General features: G+C 62.7%; 17 protein-coding genes. 15 read left to right on the forward strand and 2 right to left on the reverse strand.

The features are described from left to right. Positions 1-122 precede the first annotated feature (122 nt). Positions 123-2,243 (reverse strand): TonB-dependent siderophore receptor, encoded by a 2,121-nt coding sequence (locus tag BTM36_RS21745; protein WP_077237890.1) that lies wholly within the window; start codon positions 2,241-2,243, stop codon positions 123-125. 375 nt (positions 2,244-2,618) lie between these two features. Between BTM36_RS21745 and BTM36_RS21750 the strand changes: the two genes are divergently transcribed. The 11 genes from BTM36_RS21750 to BTM36_RS21800 all read left to right on the forward strand — a co-directional run bounded on the left by BTM36_RS21750 (position 2,619) and on the right by BTM36_RS21800 (position 13,506). Then, complete coding sequence (locus BTM36_RS21750) at positions 2,619-3,746, forward strand: LacI family DNA-binding transcriptional regulator (protein ID WP_006462393.1); 1,128 nt, start codon at positions 2,619-2,621, stop codon at positions 3,744-3,746. Positions 3,747-4,004: 258 nt separating this feature from the next. Continuing rightward, positions 4,005-4,808 carry a transporter substrate-binding domain-containing protein gene (locus tag BTM36_RS21755; protein ID WP_006462394.1) on the forward strand — a complete coding sequence of 268 codons (804 nt, stop codon included), beginning with the start codon at positions 4,005-4,007 and terminating at the stop codon, positions 4,806-4,808. Between the two features lie 150 nt (positions 4,809-4,958). Then, a complete protein-coding gene (locus BTM36_RS21760) occupies positions 4,959-5,654 on the forward strand; it encodes an amino acid ABC transporter permease (RefSeq protein WP_006462395.1) in 696 nt (231 codons plus the stop codon). Further along, entirely contained in the window at positions 5,654-6,304 is a 651-nt protein-coding gene (locus BTM36_RS21765; protein ID WP_006462396.1) for an amino acid ABC transporter permease, read from the forward strand. Before BTM36_RS21760 ends, BTM36_RS21765 begins: the two co-directional genes overlap by 1 nt. Continuing rightward, positions 6,291-7,025: an amino acid ABC transporter ATP-binding protein gene (locus BTM36_RS21770; RefSeq protein ID WP_006462397.1), complete on the forward strand. Its 735-nt coding sequence runs from the start codon at positions 6,291-6,293 to the stop codon at positions 7,023-7,025. Before BTM36_RS21765 ends, BTM36_RS21770 begins: the two co-directional genes overlap by 14 nt. Next, complete coding sequence (locus BTM36_RS21775; protein ID WP_077237891.1) at positions 7,022-7,765, forward strand: sugar phosphate isomerase/epimerase; 744 nt, start codon at positions 7,022-7,024, stop codon at positions 7,763-7,765. Before BTM36_RS21770 ends, BTM36_RS21775 begins: the two co-directional genes overlap by 4 nt. 11 nt (positions 7,766-7,776) lie before the next feature. Then, positions 7,777-8,721 carry a sugar kinase gene (locus BTM36_RS21780; protein ID WP_077237892.1) on the forward strand — a complete coding sequence of 315 codons (945 nt, stop codon included), beginning with the start codon at positions 7,777-7,779 and terminating at the stop codon, positions 8,719-8,721. Positions 8,722-8,759: 38 nt separating this feature from the next. Beyond that, entirely contained in the window at positions 8,760-9,719 is a 960-nt protein-coding gene (locus tag BTM36_RS21785) for a D-glycerate dehydrogenase (RefSeq protein ID WP_006462400.1), read from the forward strand. 220 nt (positions 9,720-9,939) lie between these two features. Continuing rightward, positions 9,940-10,695 carry an electron transfer flavoprotein subunit beta/FixA family protein gene (locus tag BTM36_RS21790; protein WP_006462401.1) on the forward strand — a complete coding sequence of 252 codons (756 nt, stop codon included), beginning with the start codon at positions 9,940-9,942 and terminating at the stop codon, positions 10,693-10,695. Positions 10,696-10,697: 2 nt separating this feature from the next. Further along, positions 10,698-11,627 (forward strand): electron transfer flavoprotein subunit alpha/FixB family protein, encoded by a 930-nt coding sequence (locus BTM36_RS21795; RefSeq protein WP_006462402.1) that lies wholly within the window; start codon positions 10,698-10,700, stop codon positions 11,625-11,627. A 94-nt stretch (positions 11,628-11,721) separates the two neighbouring features. Then, positions 11,722-13,506 (forward strand): acyl-CoA dehydrogenase, encoded by a 1,785-nt coding sequence (locus tag BTM36_RS21800; RefSeq protein WP_077237893.1) that lies wholly within the window; start codon positions 11,722-11,724, stop codon positions 13,504-13,506. 82 nt (positions 13,507-13,588) lie between these two features. Here BTM36_RS21800 and BTM36_RS21805 read toward each other — a convergent pair whose 3' ends face one another. Further along, positions 13,589-14,011: a TM2 domain-containing protein gene (locus BTM36_RS21805; RefSeq protein ID WP_077237975.1), complete on the reverse strand. Its 423-nt coding sequence runs from the start codon at positions 14,009-14,011 to the stop codon at positions 13,589-13,591. 313 nt (positions 14,012-14,324) lie between these two features. Here BTM36_RS21805 and rpsP point away from each other — a divergent pair, with 313 nt between their 5' ends. The 4 genes from rpsP (at position 14,325) to rplS (ending at position 16,667) form a co-directional block, all read left to right on the forward strand. Then, complete coding sequence (gene rpsP / locus BTM36_RS21810) at positions 14,325-14,579, forward strand: 30S ribosomal protein S16 (protein WP_006462405.1); 255 nt, start codon at positions 14,325-14,327, stop codon at positions 14,577-14,579. Positions 14,580-14,652: 73 nt separating this feature from the next. Next, positions 14,653-15,267 (forward strand): ribosome maturation factor RimM, encoded by a 615-nt coding sequence (rimM, locus tag BTM36_RS21815; RefSeq protein WP_077237894.1) that lies wholly within the window; start codon positions 14,653-14,655, stop codon positions 15,265-15,267. Between the two features lie 84 nt (positions 15,268-15,351). Further along, positions 15,352-16,107 carry a tRNA (guanosine(37)-N1)-methyltransferase TrmD gene (gene trmD, locus BTM36_RS21820; protein ID WP_077237895.1) on the forward strand — a complete coding sequence of 252 codons (756 nt, stop codon included), beginning with the start codon at positions 15,352-15,354 and terminating at the stop codon, positions 16,105-16,107. A gap of 176 nt (positions 16,108-16,283) precedes the next feature. Next, complete coding sequence (gene rplS, locus BTM36_RS21825) at positions 16,284-16,667, forward strand: 50S ribosomal protein L19 (protein ID WP_006462408.1); 384 nt, start codon at positions 16,284-16,286, stop codon at positions 16,665-16,667. The last annotated feature ends 107 nt before the right edge of the window (positions 16,668-16,774 follow it).

Consider the following 16,774-nt stretch of genomic DNA (forward strand, 5'->3'; position numbering starts at 1 on the left):
TTCTCTCTCGATTCTTCCCGTGCAGGTTTGATTCTCGACGCGCCTGTTCGCATGCCAGCAGCGCCCCAAAATAAATCGGCCGCAAAAGCGGCCGATTTCAATGAATCACACAGGGCGACGTCTTAGTACCGATACCCCAGCGTCAGCATCACAGTCCGATCATCCCCCAGTGCCACCGCCCGTGCGAGGCCACCGGCATAGTAGTGGGTGTTGAAGATGTTCTTCACGTTCAGCGCGGCGCGCCAGCGTTCGGCGTTGTAGGCCACGCCGGCATCGGTGAGGACGTAGCCGGGGAGGGTGTAGCCGTTGGTGCGCATCATGCTCTGGCCATGCACGCCGCCATTCAATTCCCAACCACTGAGTTCGCCCTTGAGGCGGTAGCGGGCGCTGGCGGTGAAGTTGTGACGCGGGACGTTGTCCAGCCACTGGCCAACGGTGGTGCTGCGTTGTCCGCCGTCGTCGGTGACGATGGCGGCGGTGTAGGAATAACCGGCATTCAGGCTCAGGCCGTTGCGCAGGTCGGAGGTGATGCTGATCTCGCCGCCTTGCGAACGTTGTTCGCCCACCGCGATGCTGAAGCCGGTGTTGAGCGGATCGCTTACCAGCACGTTGCGGCGGCGCAGGTCGAACACGGCGACGTTGAGGCTGGTGCGGCCTTCGTCGAGATCGAACTTCACGCCTGCTTCCCATTGCTTGCCGGTCTCGGGCTTGAAGGTGCCGCCGCTGACATCGGTGCCGCTGTTGGGATAGAACGAGGTGGCATAGCTGATGTAGGGGCGCACGCCCTGCAGTACCTCGACCATCAGCGCCGCCGAGCCGGTGGTGGCGCTGGACGGGTTGTCGGTGTGGGTGCCGGTGCGCTGGTTGGTGGAATAGGTGGAGGCGTTGTCGTAGCGCAGTCCGGTCAGCAATTGCCAGCGCTGGCCGAAGCTGATTTTGTCGCGTGCATACAGGCCGGTGTCGCGCACCGTGGTGGAGGTGTTGGTGGTGGCCGCGGTGGGGCAGGTCATGCGCGCGCCATAGACCGGGTTATACACATTGAGGGCGGCAATGCTGCAGGTGTAGGACAGGTTGTCTTCGCGGGAATTCAGGTAGTCCGTGCCGAGGGTGATCTCGTGCTTGCCCAGGGCGGTGTTGAAGCTGCGCTGGACGTTGGTGTCCATCGTGAAGGTCTGGCCTTCGAAGGTCTGGTCGGTGGCCTGGCGGGTGAGGTTGCGGCTGGTGCTGGCGAGCGCATTGTTGGTGATGACCTGTCCGCTCATCTCGAACTGCTGGTAGCGCACATTGTTGTTGAGCGTCCAGCCGTCGTCGAAGCGATGCGTCAGGGCATAGCCGATGCGGGTCTCGTTGGCGGCATAGGGGCGTGCGCCCGGTTCGCCGATGAAGAGGCTGCGCGGCAGGGCGCCGTTGACGTTGGGGTTGATCGAACCGGACAGCGGCAGGCCTTGCTGGCGCACGTAGCTGCGTTCCTGGTAGCTGGTCAGGATGGTGAAGTCGGTGCGCGCACCCAGGTCCAGCGAGAGCGAAGGAGCGATGTAGCGGTTCTTGAACCAGACGTGGTCGGTGGCGTCGTCCGAATTGGAAATCAGGCCGTTGATGCGGAAGGCCTGCTTGCCGTTCTCCGACAGCGATTTGTTGAGATCCACCGTGGTCTGGTAGAAGTTGTGGCTGCCTGCGGTGACGTCGACGTTGGCGAAGTCCGTTCCCTGCGGGCGCTTGCTGACCATGTTGACCAGCCCGCCCGGCAGCACCAGGCCATAGAGCAGGGAGCCCGGCCCCTTGAGCACTTCCACCTGCTGCAGCCCGAACAGCTGCTCGGCCACGCGCGAGCTGGCGGTGGTGCGCAAGCCATCGAGGTAGAGCGAATCGGAGGCGACCTGGCCGCGGATGATCAGGTCGTCCCAGCCGCGTCGGCCATATTGCTGCGCCACCACGCCGGGCACGTTTTCCAGGGCATCGGCCAGGGATACGGCTTGCTGGCTGTCCAGCATGGCGCGGGTGACCACGGAGACCGACTGTGGGGTCTGCGACAGTGGGGTATCGGATTTGTTGACCTGGGTGCGGGTGGCCTTGAACTGGGTATCGTTCATGCCATCGGCGACCACGTCCACCGTGGGCAGTTGAGACGTTGCGGTAGTGGTGGCGTCATTCGGTGCCGTGACCGGGGCGACAGTCTGGGCGTAAGCACCAGCAGATGAGAATGCGAGCAGGGCGGCGAGGGCGCCAGGTGAAAGCAAGGGCATGTTTTCCGATAATAATGAGAATAATTATTATTCATGATATCTCATCTGTGTGCGAAGCAATAGACTTTTCCGGTCTGGCACAAGTGGGCCATGCAGCCCCTGGCAGGACGCAGGCAATGCAGTGCAGCATGGGCAAGGGTTTGCAAGGGCGAAGAAGGGGCCTGCCTGGCGTTGCAATTTTGCCGCCCGGGTTTGCTGGCAGGAAATGCGCGGCGAACTTCATGTCGGCCTGTCAAATTTTTCATGTGAAATTGGTTTGACCAGAACAATCGTGACTGCTATCTTGGAACCGGTTCCAAAAGATTCAAATAAATGAGCAGCCCGGAACCGGAAGCACAAATCAACCCACGCAGTACAACGATTTGGCGGGCAACAGTGAGACAAAGCATCAAGACCGGCACCGACCGGGTCACCATCGCACAGGTTGCGCGGGAGGCCGGGGTGTCCAAGACCAGCGTATCGCGTTACCTGGGCGGCGAGTTCGACGCGCTGTCGGTGCGCCTGCGCGACCAGATCGGCAAGACCATTGCGCGCCTGGGCTATCAGCCCAGCCAGATGGCGCGTGGTCTCAAAGGCGGACGGACGCGGCTCATCGGCATGCTGGTGGCCGATATCCTCAATCCCTATTCGGTGGCGGTGCTGCATGGTGCCGAGGCGGCCTGCCAGAAGCACGGCTACACGCTCATGCTGTGCAATACCGGTAATGACGAGGCACGCGAGAAGCAATCGCTGGCGGCGCTGCATTCCTACAGCGTGGAAGGCCTGCTGTTCAATACGCAGGGGCGCAATGTGACGCCGCTGCGGGAGCTGGGGCAGGCGGCCTTTCCGGTGGTGCTGCTGGATCGCCATGTGGAAGGGTGTGACTTCGACCTGGTGGGCCTGGACAACGTGAAGGCCGCGCAACTTGGCACGCGCCACCTGCTGGCGCAGGGCTATACCGATATCGCGCTGGTGGTGCAGCCGCTGTATGGCGTCAGTTCGCGCCAGGGACGGCAGGCCGGCTTCCTGCAGGCGATGTCGGAGCGGCCCGATTGCCACGGTGAGACGCTGGAAGTGGATGTGGACCAGCCCGGTCATGTGGCCACGGTGCTGCGCGAATTCTTCCTGCGGCGTGCGGCGGCCGGCAGCCAGGGGCGGGTGGCGATCCTGGCCGGCAACGGCATGGTGTCGCTGCAGATCGCGCTGGCCTTGCAGAGCATGAAGCTGCGCTTCCCCGATGATCTGGGGCTGTTGTGCTTCGATGAACTGGCCTGGTCGCCGTTGGTCGGCAGCGGCATCAGTACCATCGAACAACCGACTTACGAAATCGGCTTTACCGCCATCGAGCGCCTGCTGGTACGCATTCAGGGCGAGCGTTCGGTGCGCATGGAACTCCTGCTGGATGGGCGACTGATCCATCGCGGGTCGTCGGCCAGCGTGGCCGAGCATCCAGAGCGCGCCCGGGTGGCAGGCATCAGCGAAAAAATCCACACGACGAACACCCTCCAGTACGCCACAGCCTAGCGTGCGTCTGGAACCGGTACCACCGGCAGTCGAGGAAATACAGGCTACTGGTAAGACCTTAAAACAGGACGGAGGATCAGATGCCGTCGGGGTTCGTCAACAGCAGCAAGCCCGGCCTGGCCGGGTTACAGACCTGATCGCGGGATCAAAGCAGGCACAGGCAATAAAGAGGGGCACAAGAATTCATCCGGCGACCAGCGGGAGGAGTTCCGAGCCAAACGGACTGCCGTCACCACGGCAACTATCGAGGAGACCTACATGAGCATCAAGAAGATTTTCAACGCCAAATTCGTTGCACTGACGCTGGCAGCCGCCTGCGCGGTCGCCGGTGCCGCCAGCGCCAGCGCGCAGAGCATCGCCGAGCTGACCAAGAAGGGCAAGATCACCATCGGTGTGGTGAGCGGCACGCCGCCGTTCGGTTCGGTCGATGCCAAGGGCGTACCCATCGGCTACGACGTGGACGTGGCCAACCTGATCGGCAAGTACCTGGGTCTGCCGGTGGAAATCGTGCCGCTGGTGCCACCGGCCCGTATCCCGGCGCTGGAGTCTGGCAAGGTCGACATGCTGGCCGCGACCCTGGCGCCCACGCCTGAGCGTGCCAAGTCGGTGCTGTTCACGATCCCCTACAGCGGTTTCGAGCTGTCCATCGTTGGCCCGGTCGGTTCCAACTACAAGAAGCTGGACGACCTGGTGAAGAAGAAGGTGGGTGTCTCGCGTGGTTCGACCAACGACACCGCGCTGACCCGCCTGGCGCCTCCGGGTACCGTGCTGGTGCGTTTCGAGGATGACTCCACCGTGACCCAGGCCCTGCTGTCGAACCAGGTCGATGCGATCTCGATTCCCAACACCATGGCCAATGAAATCGTGAAGTCGCGTGGCCAGGGCAAGATCGAAGTCAAGTTCCCGTACTCGGTGCAACCGAACTCGATGACCGTGCGCAAGGGTTCCTACGAGCTGCAGCAGTGGCTCAACAACTTCATCTACTACGTCAAGCTCAATGGCGAACTGGATGCGATCTCGCGCAAGTGGTCCGGCCCGCTGCCGAACCTGCCAGTGTTCTGATGGCTGGTACCGGTTGCGTCGCATTTGACGGAACCGGTCTGGCAGAAGCGGCTGCACGCAAGGCCTGGCCCTGCGGTGCAGCCTGGGTAGAACAGATCACGCGCCGGTCGGGAAGGAACGGCCGGCGCGGGTTTGTGGGAGGAGCACACGATGCATTACGATTTTCAGTTCGCGTTCATCTTCCAGCATCTTGATCAGTTGCTGGTTGGCGCGCTGCTCACCATACGCTTGAGCGCGCTGTCGATGATCTGCGGTTTGGCGGTGGGTATCTTCGGCGCCATCATTTCCATCCACGGCAGCGCGCCGGCGCGCTTTGCGGTCACGTCCTATGTGGAACTGATCCGCAGCACGCCTTTCCTGGTGCAGCTGTTCATCATCTTCTTCGGCCTGCCTTCGATCGGGGTGCAGGTCGATGCCAACATCGCCGCGCTGGTGGCGATGACGGTCAACCTCGGGGCCTATTCGACCGAGATCGTACGGGCCGGCATGATGGCCATCCATCCCTCGCAGATTGAGGCGGCGCAGGCGCTGGCCATGACGCGCGGGCAGGTGATCCGCCACGTGGTGCTAACGCCCGCGCTGGAAAAGGTCTATCCGGCCCTGGCCAGCCAGTTCACGCTGATGATGCTGGCCTCCAGTATCGTCTCGGCGATTTCGGCGGAAGAACTCACGGCCACGGCCAACCTGCTGGACGCCGAGACCTTCCGCAGCTTCGAGATCTATCTGGTGGTGATGGTGCTCTACATCCTGCTGGCATTGCTGTTCCGACTGGCCTTCTGGCTGATCGGCCTGGTGGTCTTCAAACGCCGTCGCCGTCTGGGCGTGGCGCGTCCGAGGAGAATGTAATGCTCGCCGAATTTTCCCTTGATAACTTCATCTTCCTGCTGGAAGCGGCGCAGTGGACGCTGTTGCTGTCGGTGCTGGCCTTCGTGGGCGGTGGCATCGCCGGCTTCATCGTGGCGCTGATGCGCACTTCCCATATCGGCGCGCTGCGGGTGCTCTCGACGGTCTACATCCAGATCATCCAGGGCACGCCGGTGCTGATCATCCTGTTCCTGTCCTTCTACGGGCTGGCGATCTTCGGTTACAAGCTGCCGCCGATGGTGGCGGCCACCATCGCCATGACGATCTACTCCAGCGCCTACCTGGGTGAGATCTGGCGTGGTTGTATCGAGGCCGTGCCGGTGCAGCAGTGGGAAGCCTCGACCGCGCTGGCGATGACCCGCTGGCAGCAGTTGCGCTACGTGATCCTGCCGCAGGCGGTGCGCATTTCGCTGCCGCCCACCGTGGGCTTCCTGGTGCAGATCGTCAAGAACACTTCGATCGCCTCCATCATCGGTCTGGTGGAACTGGCCCAGGCCGGCAAGCTGGTCAGCAATGCGACCTTCCAGCCCTTCCTGGTCTTCCCCATCGTGGCCGGTATCTACTTCGTTTTCTGCTATCCGCTGTCGCGCTTCAGCTTTGCCTTAGAGAGGAAATTACATGCCCATCGTTGAAATTGACAACATCACCAAGCGCTTCGGCAGCAACCAGGTGTTGAACGGCATTTCGCTGTCGGTCGAGCGCGGCCAGGTGGTGGCCATCATCGGCCGTTCCGGGTCCGGCAAGAGCACCATGCTGCGTTGCATCAACGGCCTGGAGACCATCGACGGCGGCAGCATCACCGTGGCCGGCCACAAGCTCACCAACAAGCACGAACACCTGATCGAGCTGCGCAAGGATGTGGGCATGGTGTTCCAGCATTACAATCTCTTCCCGCACCTGACCGTGGAGGAGAACATCATGTTGTCACCCCGCATCGTGAAGAAGACCGCCACCGAGACTGCCCGCGAGACTGCCATCAAGGTCTTGAAGCAGGTCGGCCTGGACCACAAGCGTGATGCCTATCCCGAGCAGCTTTCGGGTGGTCAGCAGCAACGCGTGGCGATTGCCCGCTCGCTGGCCATGGAGCCGCAGGTGATGCTGTTCGACGAGGTGACCTCGGCGCTGGACCCGGAACTGACGGCCGAAGTGCTGAAGGTGATGGAAGAGCTGGCCCGTGGCGGCATGACCATGCTGCTGGTGACCCACGAGATGGAGTTTGCGCGCCGGGTGGCGGACCTGACGGTCTTCATGCACCAGGGCAAGGTGTGGGAGGCGCGCCCTTCCAAGGAGTTCTTCGCCGATCCGCAGACGCCGGAGGCCAAGCAGTTCATCGGTGCGGGAGCCATCAAGTGAGCCCGGTCCTGGTCGCTGCTTCGGCCTATGGCGCCGACCTGGTACGACGGGTCGGCCATGCCGATCTGGTGCCGATGGTGGCGGCGGCCGGGGCGGCAGGCCTGGAGATACGACGCGAGCTCTTCGATGGTCCGCAGGACCTGACGGCGCTGCGTGAGCTGCTGGCGCAGCACAAGCTGTTCGCGGTGTATTCGGCGCCGCTGGAGCTGTTCGGCGCCGATGGCCGTTTTGAGCATGAACAGATGACCCAGGCGATGGCCGAGGCCGAAGAGGTGGGGGCGCGTTTCCTGAAGGTGTCGCTGGGGCATTTCTCGGCGGGCAGCGATCTGCAGTCGCTGTTGCGCTTCCTCTCGCATGCCCCCATCGAAGTCCTGCTGGAAAACGACCAGACCCCGCAAGGTGGCCGGCTGGAGCCCATCGTCAGCTTCCTGGCGCTGTGCACCGGCAATGGCTATGCCTTCGGCATGACGTTCGACATGGGTAACTGGCGCTGGCAGGGTGTCGATCCCGAGACCGCCGCGCGCTCGCTGGCGCCGCACGTGCGTTACGTGCATTGCAAGGGCGTGCAGGAGGATCGCGGCAAGCTCAAGGCGGTGCCGCTGAAGGCACAGGACAGCCACTGGCAGGCCATGCTGGCGCATTTCCCCACGGGCATCCTGCGGGCCATCGAATTCCCCCTGGTGGGCAGCGATCTGGAAGAGACCACGCGCCGCCATGTCGCCATGCTGGCGGCAGTCTGAGGACAACAACAATGACGATGCAACTGGATGTGGTGACCTGGGGTGAAGCCCTGGCACTGCTGGTGGCCGATGAGGTCGGCCCCTTCGAGGAAGTGGAAAGATACACGCGCCGCCTGGCCGGGGCCGAGACCAATGTGGCCATCGGGCTGGCGCGCCTGGGCCTGAAGGTGGGCTGGGCCAGCCGGGTGGGCAATGATGCCTTCGGGCGCTTCATCCGCCAGCGGGTGGCCCAGGAGGGCGTGGATGTCAGCCGTGTGCTGACCGACAGTGAATTCCGTACCGCCATCCAGTTGAAGGCCAAGGCCGTGGATGGGGCCGATCCGGCCATCGAGTATTACCGCAAGGGCTCGGCGGCCAGTCATCTGTCGCTGGCCGATTTCGATGCCAACTACTTCGGCGCGGCGCGGCACTTGCATGCCACCGGCATTGCACCGGCCCTGTCGGCCACGACCATGGCGTTTGCCCATCATGCGATGGATTTCATGCGCAGCCAGAGCAAGACGATTTCCTTCGACCCCAACCTGCGGCCCATGCTGTGGTCTTCGCAGGAAGTGATGGCCCAGCAGTTGAATGCGCTGGCCTTCAAGGCTGACTGGGTGTTGCCGGGCCTGGCCGAGGGCCGGATTCTGACCGGCCACAGCGAGGCGCGCGATATCGCCGCCTTCTATCTGGAGCGCGGCGTGCAGATGGTGGTCATCAAGCTCGGTGCAGAAGGCGCCTACTGGCGCAATGCGCAGGGCGAGGGCAGGGTGGCCGGCGTCGCGGTCAAGGAAGTGGTCGATACCGTGGGCGCCGGTGACGGCTTTGCCGTGGGCGTGATCAGCGGCATGCTGGAAGGCTTGCCGGTGGAGCAGGCAGTGATGCGGGGCAACCGCATCGGTGCCTTCGCCATCCAGGTGGTGGGCGATATGGAAGGCCTGCCGACACGGGCCGAGCTGGAGGCGGCTTCGGCCTAGTTTCCCCCCGGGCCAAGATTCAACAAACAGGAAATACGATGAAGCAGCGTGTAGTGGTCTACAAGAAATTGCCCGAAGCGTTGGCGCAGCGCCTGCAGTCGGAGTTTGACGTGAGCTGGTTCGACCGCGTCACCGAGGCCAATCGCGCCGACTTCATCGCCGCGCTCAAGACCGCGCACGGCATGATCGGGGCCAGCCTGCCGATCACCAATGCCATGCTGGAGGGGGCGCCGGAGTTGAAGATCGCCTCCACCATCTCGGTCGGGGTGGACAATTTCGACCTGGAGTATTTCCGCCAGCGCGGCCTGATGCTGGCGCATACGCCGGGCGTGCTGACCGAGGCGACCGCCGACACCATCTTTGCCCTGATCCTGTCTACCGCCCGCCGGGTGGTGGAGCTGGCCGGGTACGTCAAGGCCGGTCAGTGGAAGGGCAGTATCGGCGAGGCCCAGTTCGGCGTGAACGTGCACGGCAAGACCCTGGGCCTGATCGGCATGGGACGCATCGGCAGCGCGGTGGCGCGCCGGGCGCATCATGGTTTCGGCATGCCCATCCTGTATCACAATACCCGCCCCAATCCCGAGGCCGAGCGCGAACTCGATGCGCGCTATGTCAGCAAGGAAGAGCTACTGGCGCAGGCCGACTTCGTCTGCCTGATGCTGCCGTTGACGCCCGCCACCGAGCGCATGATCGGCGCGCGCGAATTCGGGATGATGAAGCGCAGTGCCATCTTCATCAATGCCTCGCGAGGCCGTATCGTCGATGAGGCCGCGCTGATCCGGGCGCTGCAGGACAAGACCATCTACGGCGCCGGCCTGGATGTGTTCGAGGTCGAGCCACTGCCGGTCGAGTCGCCCCTGCTGACATTGTCGAACGTGGTGGCCTTGCCCCACATCGGTTCGGCCACCCACGAAACCCGCCTGGCCATGGCCGAACTGGCCGTCACCAACCTGATTGCCGGCCTGCGCGGCGAACCGGTTCCCCACCTGGCAGTCTGATCCCCACGGATATTGCCCGCAGGCACAGCCCGGGCGATTCCGCTGCATGAAGTTTTTTTCACTTGCGAAGCATTTCCTCTTCCGTTCACGTGAATCTTTGGTGTATGCTGCGAACATTAAAAAGAACGATCGTGCTAAAAAACGGTAGGCAGTTCGTTTTGCTTTTATAATCCTGCGGAAGTTTACGTTTACGTCAATTTCTTTTTGCAAGGGCCATGCGATGAAAGTATTAGTACCAGTCAAGCGCGTCGTGGATTACAACGTCAAGGTGCGCGTCAAGAGTGACGGCAGCGGCGTCGATATCGCCAACGTCAAGATGTCGATGAACCCGTTTGACGAAATCGCGGTGGAAGAAGCCGTCCGCCTGAAAGAAGGCGGCAAGGTCACCGAGGTGATCGCCGTCTCGGCCGGCGTGACCCAGTGCCAGGAAACCCTGCGCACCGCCATGGCCATTGGCGCCGATCGCGGCATCCTGGCTGAAGTCGGTGCCGATGTGGAACTGCAACCGCTGGCCGTGGCCAAGATCCTCAAGGCGCTGGCCGAGAAGGAACAGCCGCAGCTGATCATCCTGGGCAAGCAGGCCATCGACGATGACTGCAACCAGACCGGCCAGATGCTGGCAGCCCTGCTGGGATGGCCGCAAGCCACCTTCGCCTCCAAGGTCGTGCTGGAAGACGGCAAGGTCAGCGTGACCCGCGAAGTGGACGGCGGCCTGGAAACCCTGGCCCTGACCCTGCCGGCCATCATCACCACCGACCTGCGCCTGAACGAGCCGCGTTATGTGACGCTGCCCAACATCATGAAGGCCAAGAAGAAGCAGCTGGACACCGTCAAGCCCGAGGAACTGGGCGTGGACGTCACCCCGCGCGTGAAGACGCTCAAGGTCACCGAGCCGGCCAAGCGCAGCGCCGGCGTGAAGGTGCCGGATGTCGCGACCCTGGTCGCCAAACTGAAAAATGAAGCCAAGGTGATCTGATCATGACCGCACTCGTTATTGCTGAACACGACAACGCCAGCCTCAAGGGCAGCACCCTCAACACCATCACCGCCGCCGTGCAGGCCGGTGGTGACGTCCACGTGCTGGTGGCCGGTTCCAATGCCAAGGCCGTGGCCGACGCCGCTGCGCAAGTCGCCGGTGTGGCCAAGGTTCTGTTGGCCGATGGCGCGCAATTCGCCGATGGCCTGGCCGAGAACGTGGCCGAACAGGTCCTGGCCATTGCCAAGGACTACAGCCACATCCTGGCGCCCGCCACCGCCTACGGCAAGAACATCCTGCCGCGCGTGGCCGCCCGCCTGGACGTGGGCCAGATTTCCGACATCACCAAGGTGGAGTCGGCCGATACCTTCGAGCGTCCCATCTACGCCGGCAACGCCATCGCGACCGTGCAGTCGATCGACCCGATCAAGGTCATCACCGTGCGTACCACCGGTTTCGATCCGGCTGCACAGGGTGGCTCGGCCGCCGTGGAGAGCATTGCGGCGGTGGCCGATTCGGGCAAGTCCAGCTTCGTCGGCCGTGAAGTCGCCAAGTCGGATCGTCCGGAACTGACGGCCGCCAAGATCATCGTCTCCGGTGGTCGTGGCATGGGCTCGTCGGAAAGCTTCAAGATCCTGGAGCCGCTGGCCGACAAGTTGAACGCCGCCATGGGCGCCTCCCGCGCAGCCGTCGATGCAGGTTACGTGCCCAATGACTGGCAGGTTGGCCAGACCGGCAAGATCGTGGCGCCGCAGCTGTACATCGCCGTCGGTATCTCCGGCGCCATCCAGCATCTGGCCGGGATGAAGGATTCCAAGGTCATCGTCGCCATCAACAAGGACGAGGAAGCGCCGATCTTCTCGGTGGCCGATTACGGCCTGGTGGGTGACCTCTTCGAGGTCGTGCCGGAGCTGGTCAAGCAGCTCGGTTGATCGCCCCGTACCGTAGTTTTCGCCCCGGCTTTCGCCGGGGTGTTTTCATGCAAGCAAGGAATGCCGCCAGAGCGTTCCCTATTGGAGGTTGGAGATGAGTTACACCGCGCCCGTGAAGGATATGTTGTTCGTCATGAACGAACTGGCCGGCCTGGCTGCCGTCAATGCACTGCCTGGCTGCGAAGATGCCACGCCGGAAACGGCCGAGGCCATCCTGGAAGAAAACGCCAGGTTCTGCAGCGAGGTGGTCGCGCCACTGAATCATTCTGCCGACAAGCAACCCAGTTCCTGGGCCGATGGCAAGGTGACCACCAGCCCCGGCTTCAAGGAAGCCTTCCGGCAGTTCGGCGAGGCCGGCTGGCAAGGTGTGCAGCACCCGGTGGAATTCGGCGGGCAAGGCTTGCCCAAGCTGCTGGCCACGCCCTGCATCGAGATGCTGAACTCGGCCAACCTGTCCTTCGCGCTGTGCCCGCTGTTGACCGACGGCACCATCGAGGCGCTGATGACGGCCGGTACCCAGCAGCAGAAGGAAACCTTCATCGCCAACTTCATCTCCGGCAAGTGGACCGGCACCATGAACCTGACCGAGCCGCAGGCCGGCTCCGACCTGGCGCTGGTGCGTACCCGTGCCGTGCCGGAGGGGGATGGCACCTACAAGCTCTTCGGCACCAAGATCTTCATCACCTACGGTGAGCACGACATGGCCGAGAACATCGTCCATCTGGTGCTGGCCCGTACCCCCAATGCGCCTGAAGGCGTGAAGGGCATTTCGCTGTTCATCGTGCCCAAGTTCCTGGTCAATGCCGATGGCTCGCTGGGTGAGCGCAACGACGTGCATTGCGTGTCCATCGAACACAAGCTGGGCATCAAGGCCAGCCCGACGGCCGTGCTGCAGTTCGGCGACCATGGTGGCGCCATCGGCACGCTGGTGGGTGAAGAGAATCGCGGCCTGGAATACATGTTCATCATGATGAACGCGGCGCGCTTCGCCGTGGGCATCCAGGGTCTGTCGGTGTCGGAGCGTGCCTATCAACAGGCGGTGGCCTACGCCCGCGACCGCGTGCAGTCTCGCGACCTGGCAGGCTCGCCGGGGCCGGTGGCCATCATCCGCCAGCCGGACGTGCGCCGCATGCTCATGTCCATGCGCGCCCAGATCGAGGCGGCGCGTGCGCTGGCCTACGTGGCCGCGGCCACCTCGGATGCGGCGCACTTCAGTGACGACGAGGCCACCCGCAAGGCCAATCAGGCTTTCTATGAATACCTGGTGCCCATCGTCAAGGGCTGGATCACCGAGCTGTCCATCGATGTCACCTCGACCGGCGTGCAGGTGCATGGCGGCATGGGCTTCATCGAAGAGACCGGCGCTGCGCAGTATTACCGCGATGCCCGCATCCTGCCCATCTACGAAGGCACCACGGCCATCCAGGCCAATGACCTGGTCGGCCGCAAGACCACCCGCGATGGTGGTGCAGTGGCCAAGGGCATCCTGGGTCAGGTGCGTCAGACCGTGTCCGAGTTGCAGGGCGATGCGCAATTGCAGCCCATCGCCACGCGCCTGGCCGAGGCTGCCGATGCGCTGGAGCAGGTGGTCGATTATGTGGTGGGCAACGTCAAGGGCGACATCAAGGCGGTCTTCGCCGGCAGCGTGCCTTACCTGAAGATGGCCGGCGTGGTGCTGGGCGGCTGGCAGATGGCGCGCGCCGCAGCAGTATCGGCCTCCAGGCTCAAGTCCGGCGAGGGTGACAGCAAGTTCTACGAGGCCAAGCTGGCCACGGCGCGTTTCTATGCCGAGCAGATTCTGCCGCAGGCGCTGGCCTATCGCACGACCATCGTCGAGGGTGGCCAGGCGGTCATGGCGCTGGACGAAGACCAGTTCTGACCCGGTCTTGATCCTGTCAGCCCGGAAGGCCGCTCTGGCGGTTTTCCGGGCTTGTGTCTTTCTGGGGAGTTTGCGTGGGCCTTCAGCCGAAGGCGCCGCCGGTGAAGAGCAGGTCAAAGCTGCGCGCCAGCAGGGCGATCACGCCCATCGCACCCAGGCCGACGGTGAGTACCAGGATCACCGCCAGTATCCAGTGTGATTCCGAGGTCTTGCCACTGCCGGCATTGTGCCGGGCATCCCATTTCTCGTCAGGCGTGAGACCGATCACCAGCGCTTCCAGGCAGGCGATCAGCGCGGAGAGCACCAAGGGCAGGGCGGTGAAGAGACGGGGAGCTTCCGGTTGCGCCGCCATCAGGCCCAGCGACAGCGGGATGGCCAGGATGTGCAGCCAGCCGAAGCGGTCTCGTCCGCCGTACAGATAGAAGCGATGCAGGCCGATGCTGCCGGTCACGGTGGCCAGGAAGGTCGTCAGGGTCTTGTTCTTGTGGCGGGGTGCAGAAGGCATGCCGGTTGTCTCTTTGTTCTGGTTGTTGCCGTGGCGCATGAAGCTCCCGGCAATGTTGTTGTCAAGCTGTCGGCGCAGTATAGCCGAGGCGCTGGTGCAGGGGGCTTGCCTGCGGGATAGCCCAGAAGGCCTGCCGTGGCCGATGTGGCCGCTGATCTGATGTCATTTGGCATCAGATTTGCTGCTTTTTGGGGCGATTTGGGGTGTTTCTGCGTTGGTCAACTGCACAAAAGCACCAAGCAGCTTGCCCGAGGGTGGGGAAGTCCGTTATAATCTGCGGCTTTTCCGTGTCCGTATTCTTACTGGAACCATTATGGTCGTTATTCGTTTAGCTCGTGGCGGCGCCAAGAAGCGCCCCTTCTACAACATCGTTGCAACCGACTCGCGCAATCGTCGCGATGGCCGTTTCATCGAGCGCATCGGCTTCTACAACCCGGTCGCTTCGGGCAAGGAAGAAGCAGTGCGTATCGCTGCTGACCGCCTGGCTCACTGGCAAGGCGTTGGCGCACAACTGTCGCCGACCGTTGCTCGCCTGGTTGCCCAAGCTGGTACCAAGGCTGCTGCCTGATCAAGTTTTTCCTGTCTGATCCGGCGCTGCGACCTGTCGTGGCGCAAGTGTGAAGAACAGGTCTGGCGTACTCATGACTTATCCAGCCCAGGCGGGTTTCTCCGCACCCGACGATCTCGTGACCGTCGGCCATGTGACAGGAGCCTACGGAATCCAGGGCTGGATTCGCGTGCGTCCGTATTCTTCGGAAGCGGATGCCTTGCTCAATGCCAAGACCTGGTGGCTGGAGAAACCCGGCCAGCCCAAGCAGGACGTCGATGTCATGCAGTCCAAGGGGCATAGCGGCGATATCGTCGCGCGCCTGACCGGGGTAGCCGACCGCAATGCGGCCGAAGCGATGAAGGGAACGGTGGTCTCCATCTCCCGCAAGCACTTCCCGGTGCTGGATGACAATGAATTCTACTGGGTCGATCTGATCGGCTCGGCGGTGGAAAATCTCCAGGGTGAACAGCTGGGCGTAGTGTCCGACATGATGGACAACGGCGCTCATCCCATCCTGAAGGTGACGGCTCCGACACAGGAAACTGTGGTCGAGCCTGAAGACGCTGTCGAAGCAAAGCCCAGGAAGGGCGCCAGGGAAAAATCCGTGGCTGCGCCTGAGATGCTGATCCCCTTCGTCGACCAGTTCGTCAAGACGGTACTGCCGAAGGACAAGAAGATTGTCGTCGACTGGGGCAAGGACTACTGAATGTTGGAGAACTACTGACCGCCCAGGTCAGTTTTTCTTTTCCGCCCTGCTTGATGTCGAGAGTTACCTGGAAATGGAGGCGTGATGCAGTTTGATGTCGTCACTCTGTTTCCCGAAATGTTTGCCGCGCTGACGCAATCCGGCATTACCCGCCGGGCGCTGGAGCAGAAGCGCTGGGGCTTGTCGCTGTGGAATCCGCGTGAATTCACCACCGACAACCATCGCACCGTGGATGACCGTCCCTATGGGGGTGGTCCCGGCATGGTGATGCTGGCCAAGCCCCTGCAGGCCGCCATCGAGGCTGCCCAGGCACGCCAGCAAACGCTGGGCCTGGACAAGCCAAGGGTGATCTACCTGTCGCCGCAAGGCGCGCCGCTGACCCATGAACGGGTGGTGCGTCTGTCGCAGGACAGTGGGGCCGTGCTGCTGTGCGGCCGCTATGAAGCCATCGACCAGCGCCTGCTCGACAAGTGCGTGGACGAGGAAATCAGCATCGGTGATTTCGTGCTTTCCGGCGGCGAACTGCCCGCCATGGCGCTGATGGATGCAGTGATCCGGTTATTGCCGGGTGCGCTCAACGATAGCGCCTCGGCCGTGGAAGACAGCTTCGTCAACGGGCTGCTGGATTCGCCGCATTACACGCGTCCGGAAGTCTATGAAGGTGAGCCGGTGCCCGCCGTCCTGTTGGGTGGTCACCATGCCGAGATCCAGAAATGGCGTCGGCAGCGTGCGCTGGAAGCCACCTTGACCAAGCGCCCCGATCTGATCGTCAGGGCCAGGGAACAGGGCCTGTTGAGCAAGACCGATGAAAAGTTTCTGAGCAGCCTGCCACAGCCGTAGTCAGTATCGCGGCATGCAGGTCGCCAAATCGAAGTCGTACCAGCAGTACCGCAGGTCCAGCGATGGACCCGCACCGTGCAGCGGCCTGGCCGCTGCGTTTGAAACCCCATCCTCTACCGGGCTACACAATCAGCCTTCGGGCAACGGCGCCGGCAAGATGGTTACAGGAGCAAAAAATGGATCTGATCCAGCAACTCGAGCAAGAAGAGATCGCGCGTCTCGCCAAGAACATTCCCGACTTCGCCCCCGGCGACACCGTGATTGTCAGCGTCAACGTGGTTGAAGGCACCCGCAAGCGCGCCCAGGCCTACGAAGGCGTGGTCATCGCCCGCCGCAACCGTGGTCTGAATTCCAACTTCATCGTGCGCAAGATTTCGTCCGGTGAAGGCGTTGAGCGTACCTTCCAGCTGTACTCGCCGCTGATCGCTTCGATCGAAGTCAAGCGTCGTGGCGACGTGCGTCGCGCCAAGCTGTACTACCTGCGCGAACGTTCGGGCAAGTCGGCACGTATCAAGGAAAAGCTGCCCAGCCGCGCTGCAAAGGCTGCTGCTGCCGAGTAATCGGTTGCATGTTGATGCGTCAGGAAAAGGGGTGTCTCGCGACACCCCTTTTTCGTTTCCGTCAGTTGCATTGCATTCTTCGTTGAATTCCGATTAACAGATCTCAG

The organism is Herbaspirillum sp. VT-16-41 (assembly GCF_001994935.1).
Lineage (GTDB): Bacteria > Pseudomonadota > Gammaproteobacteria > Burkholderiales > Burkholderiaceae_D > Herbaspirillum > Herbaspirillum frisingense.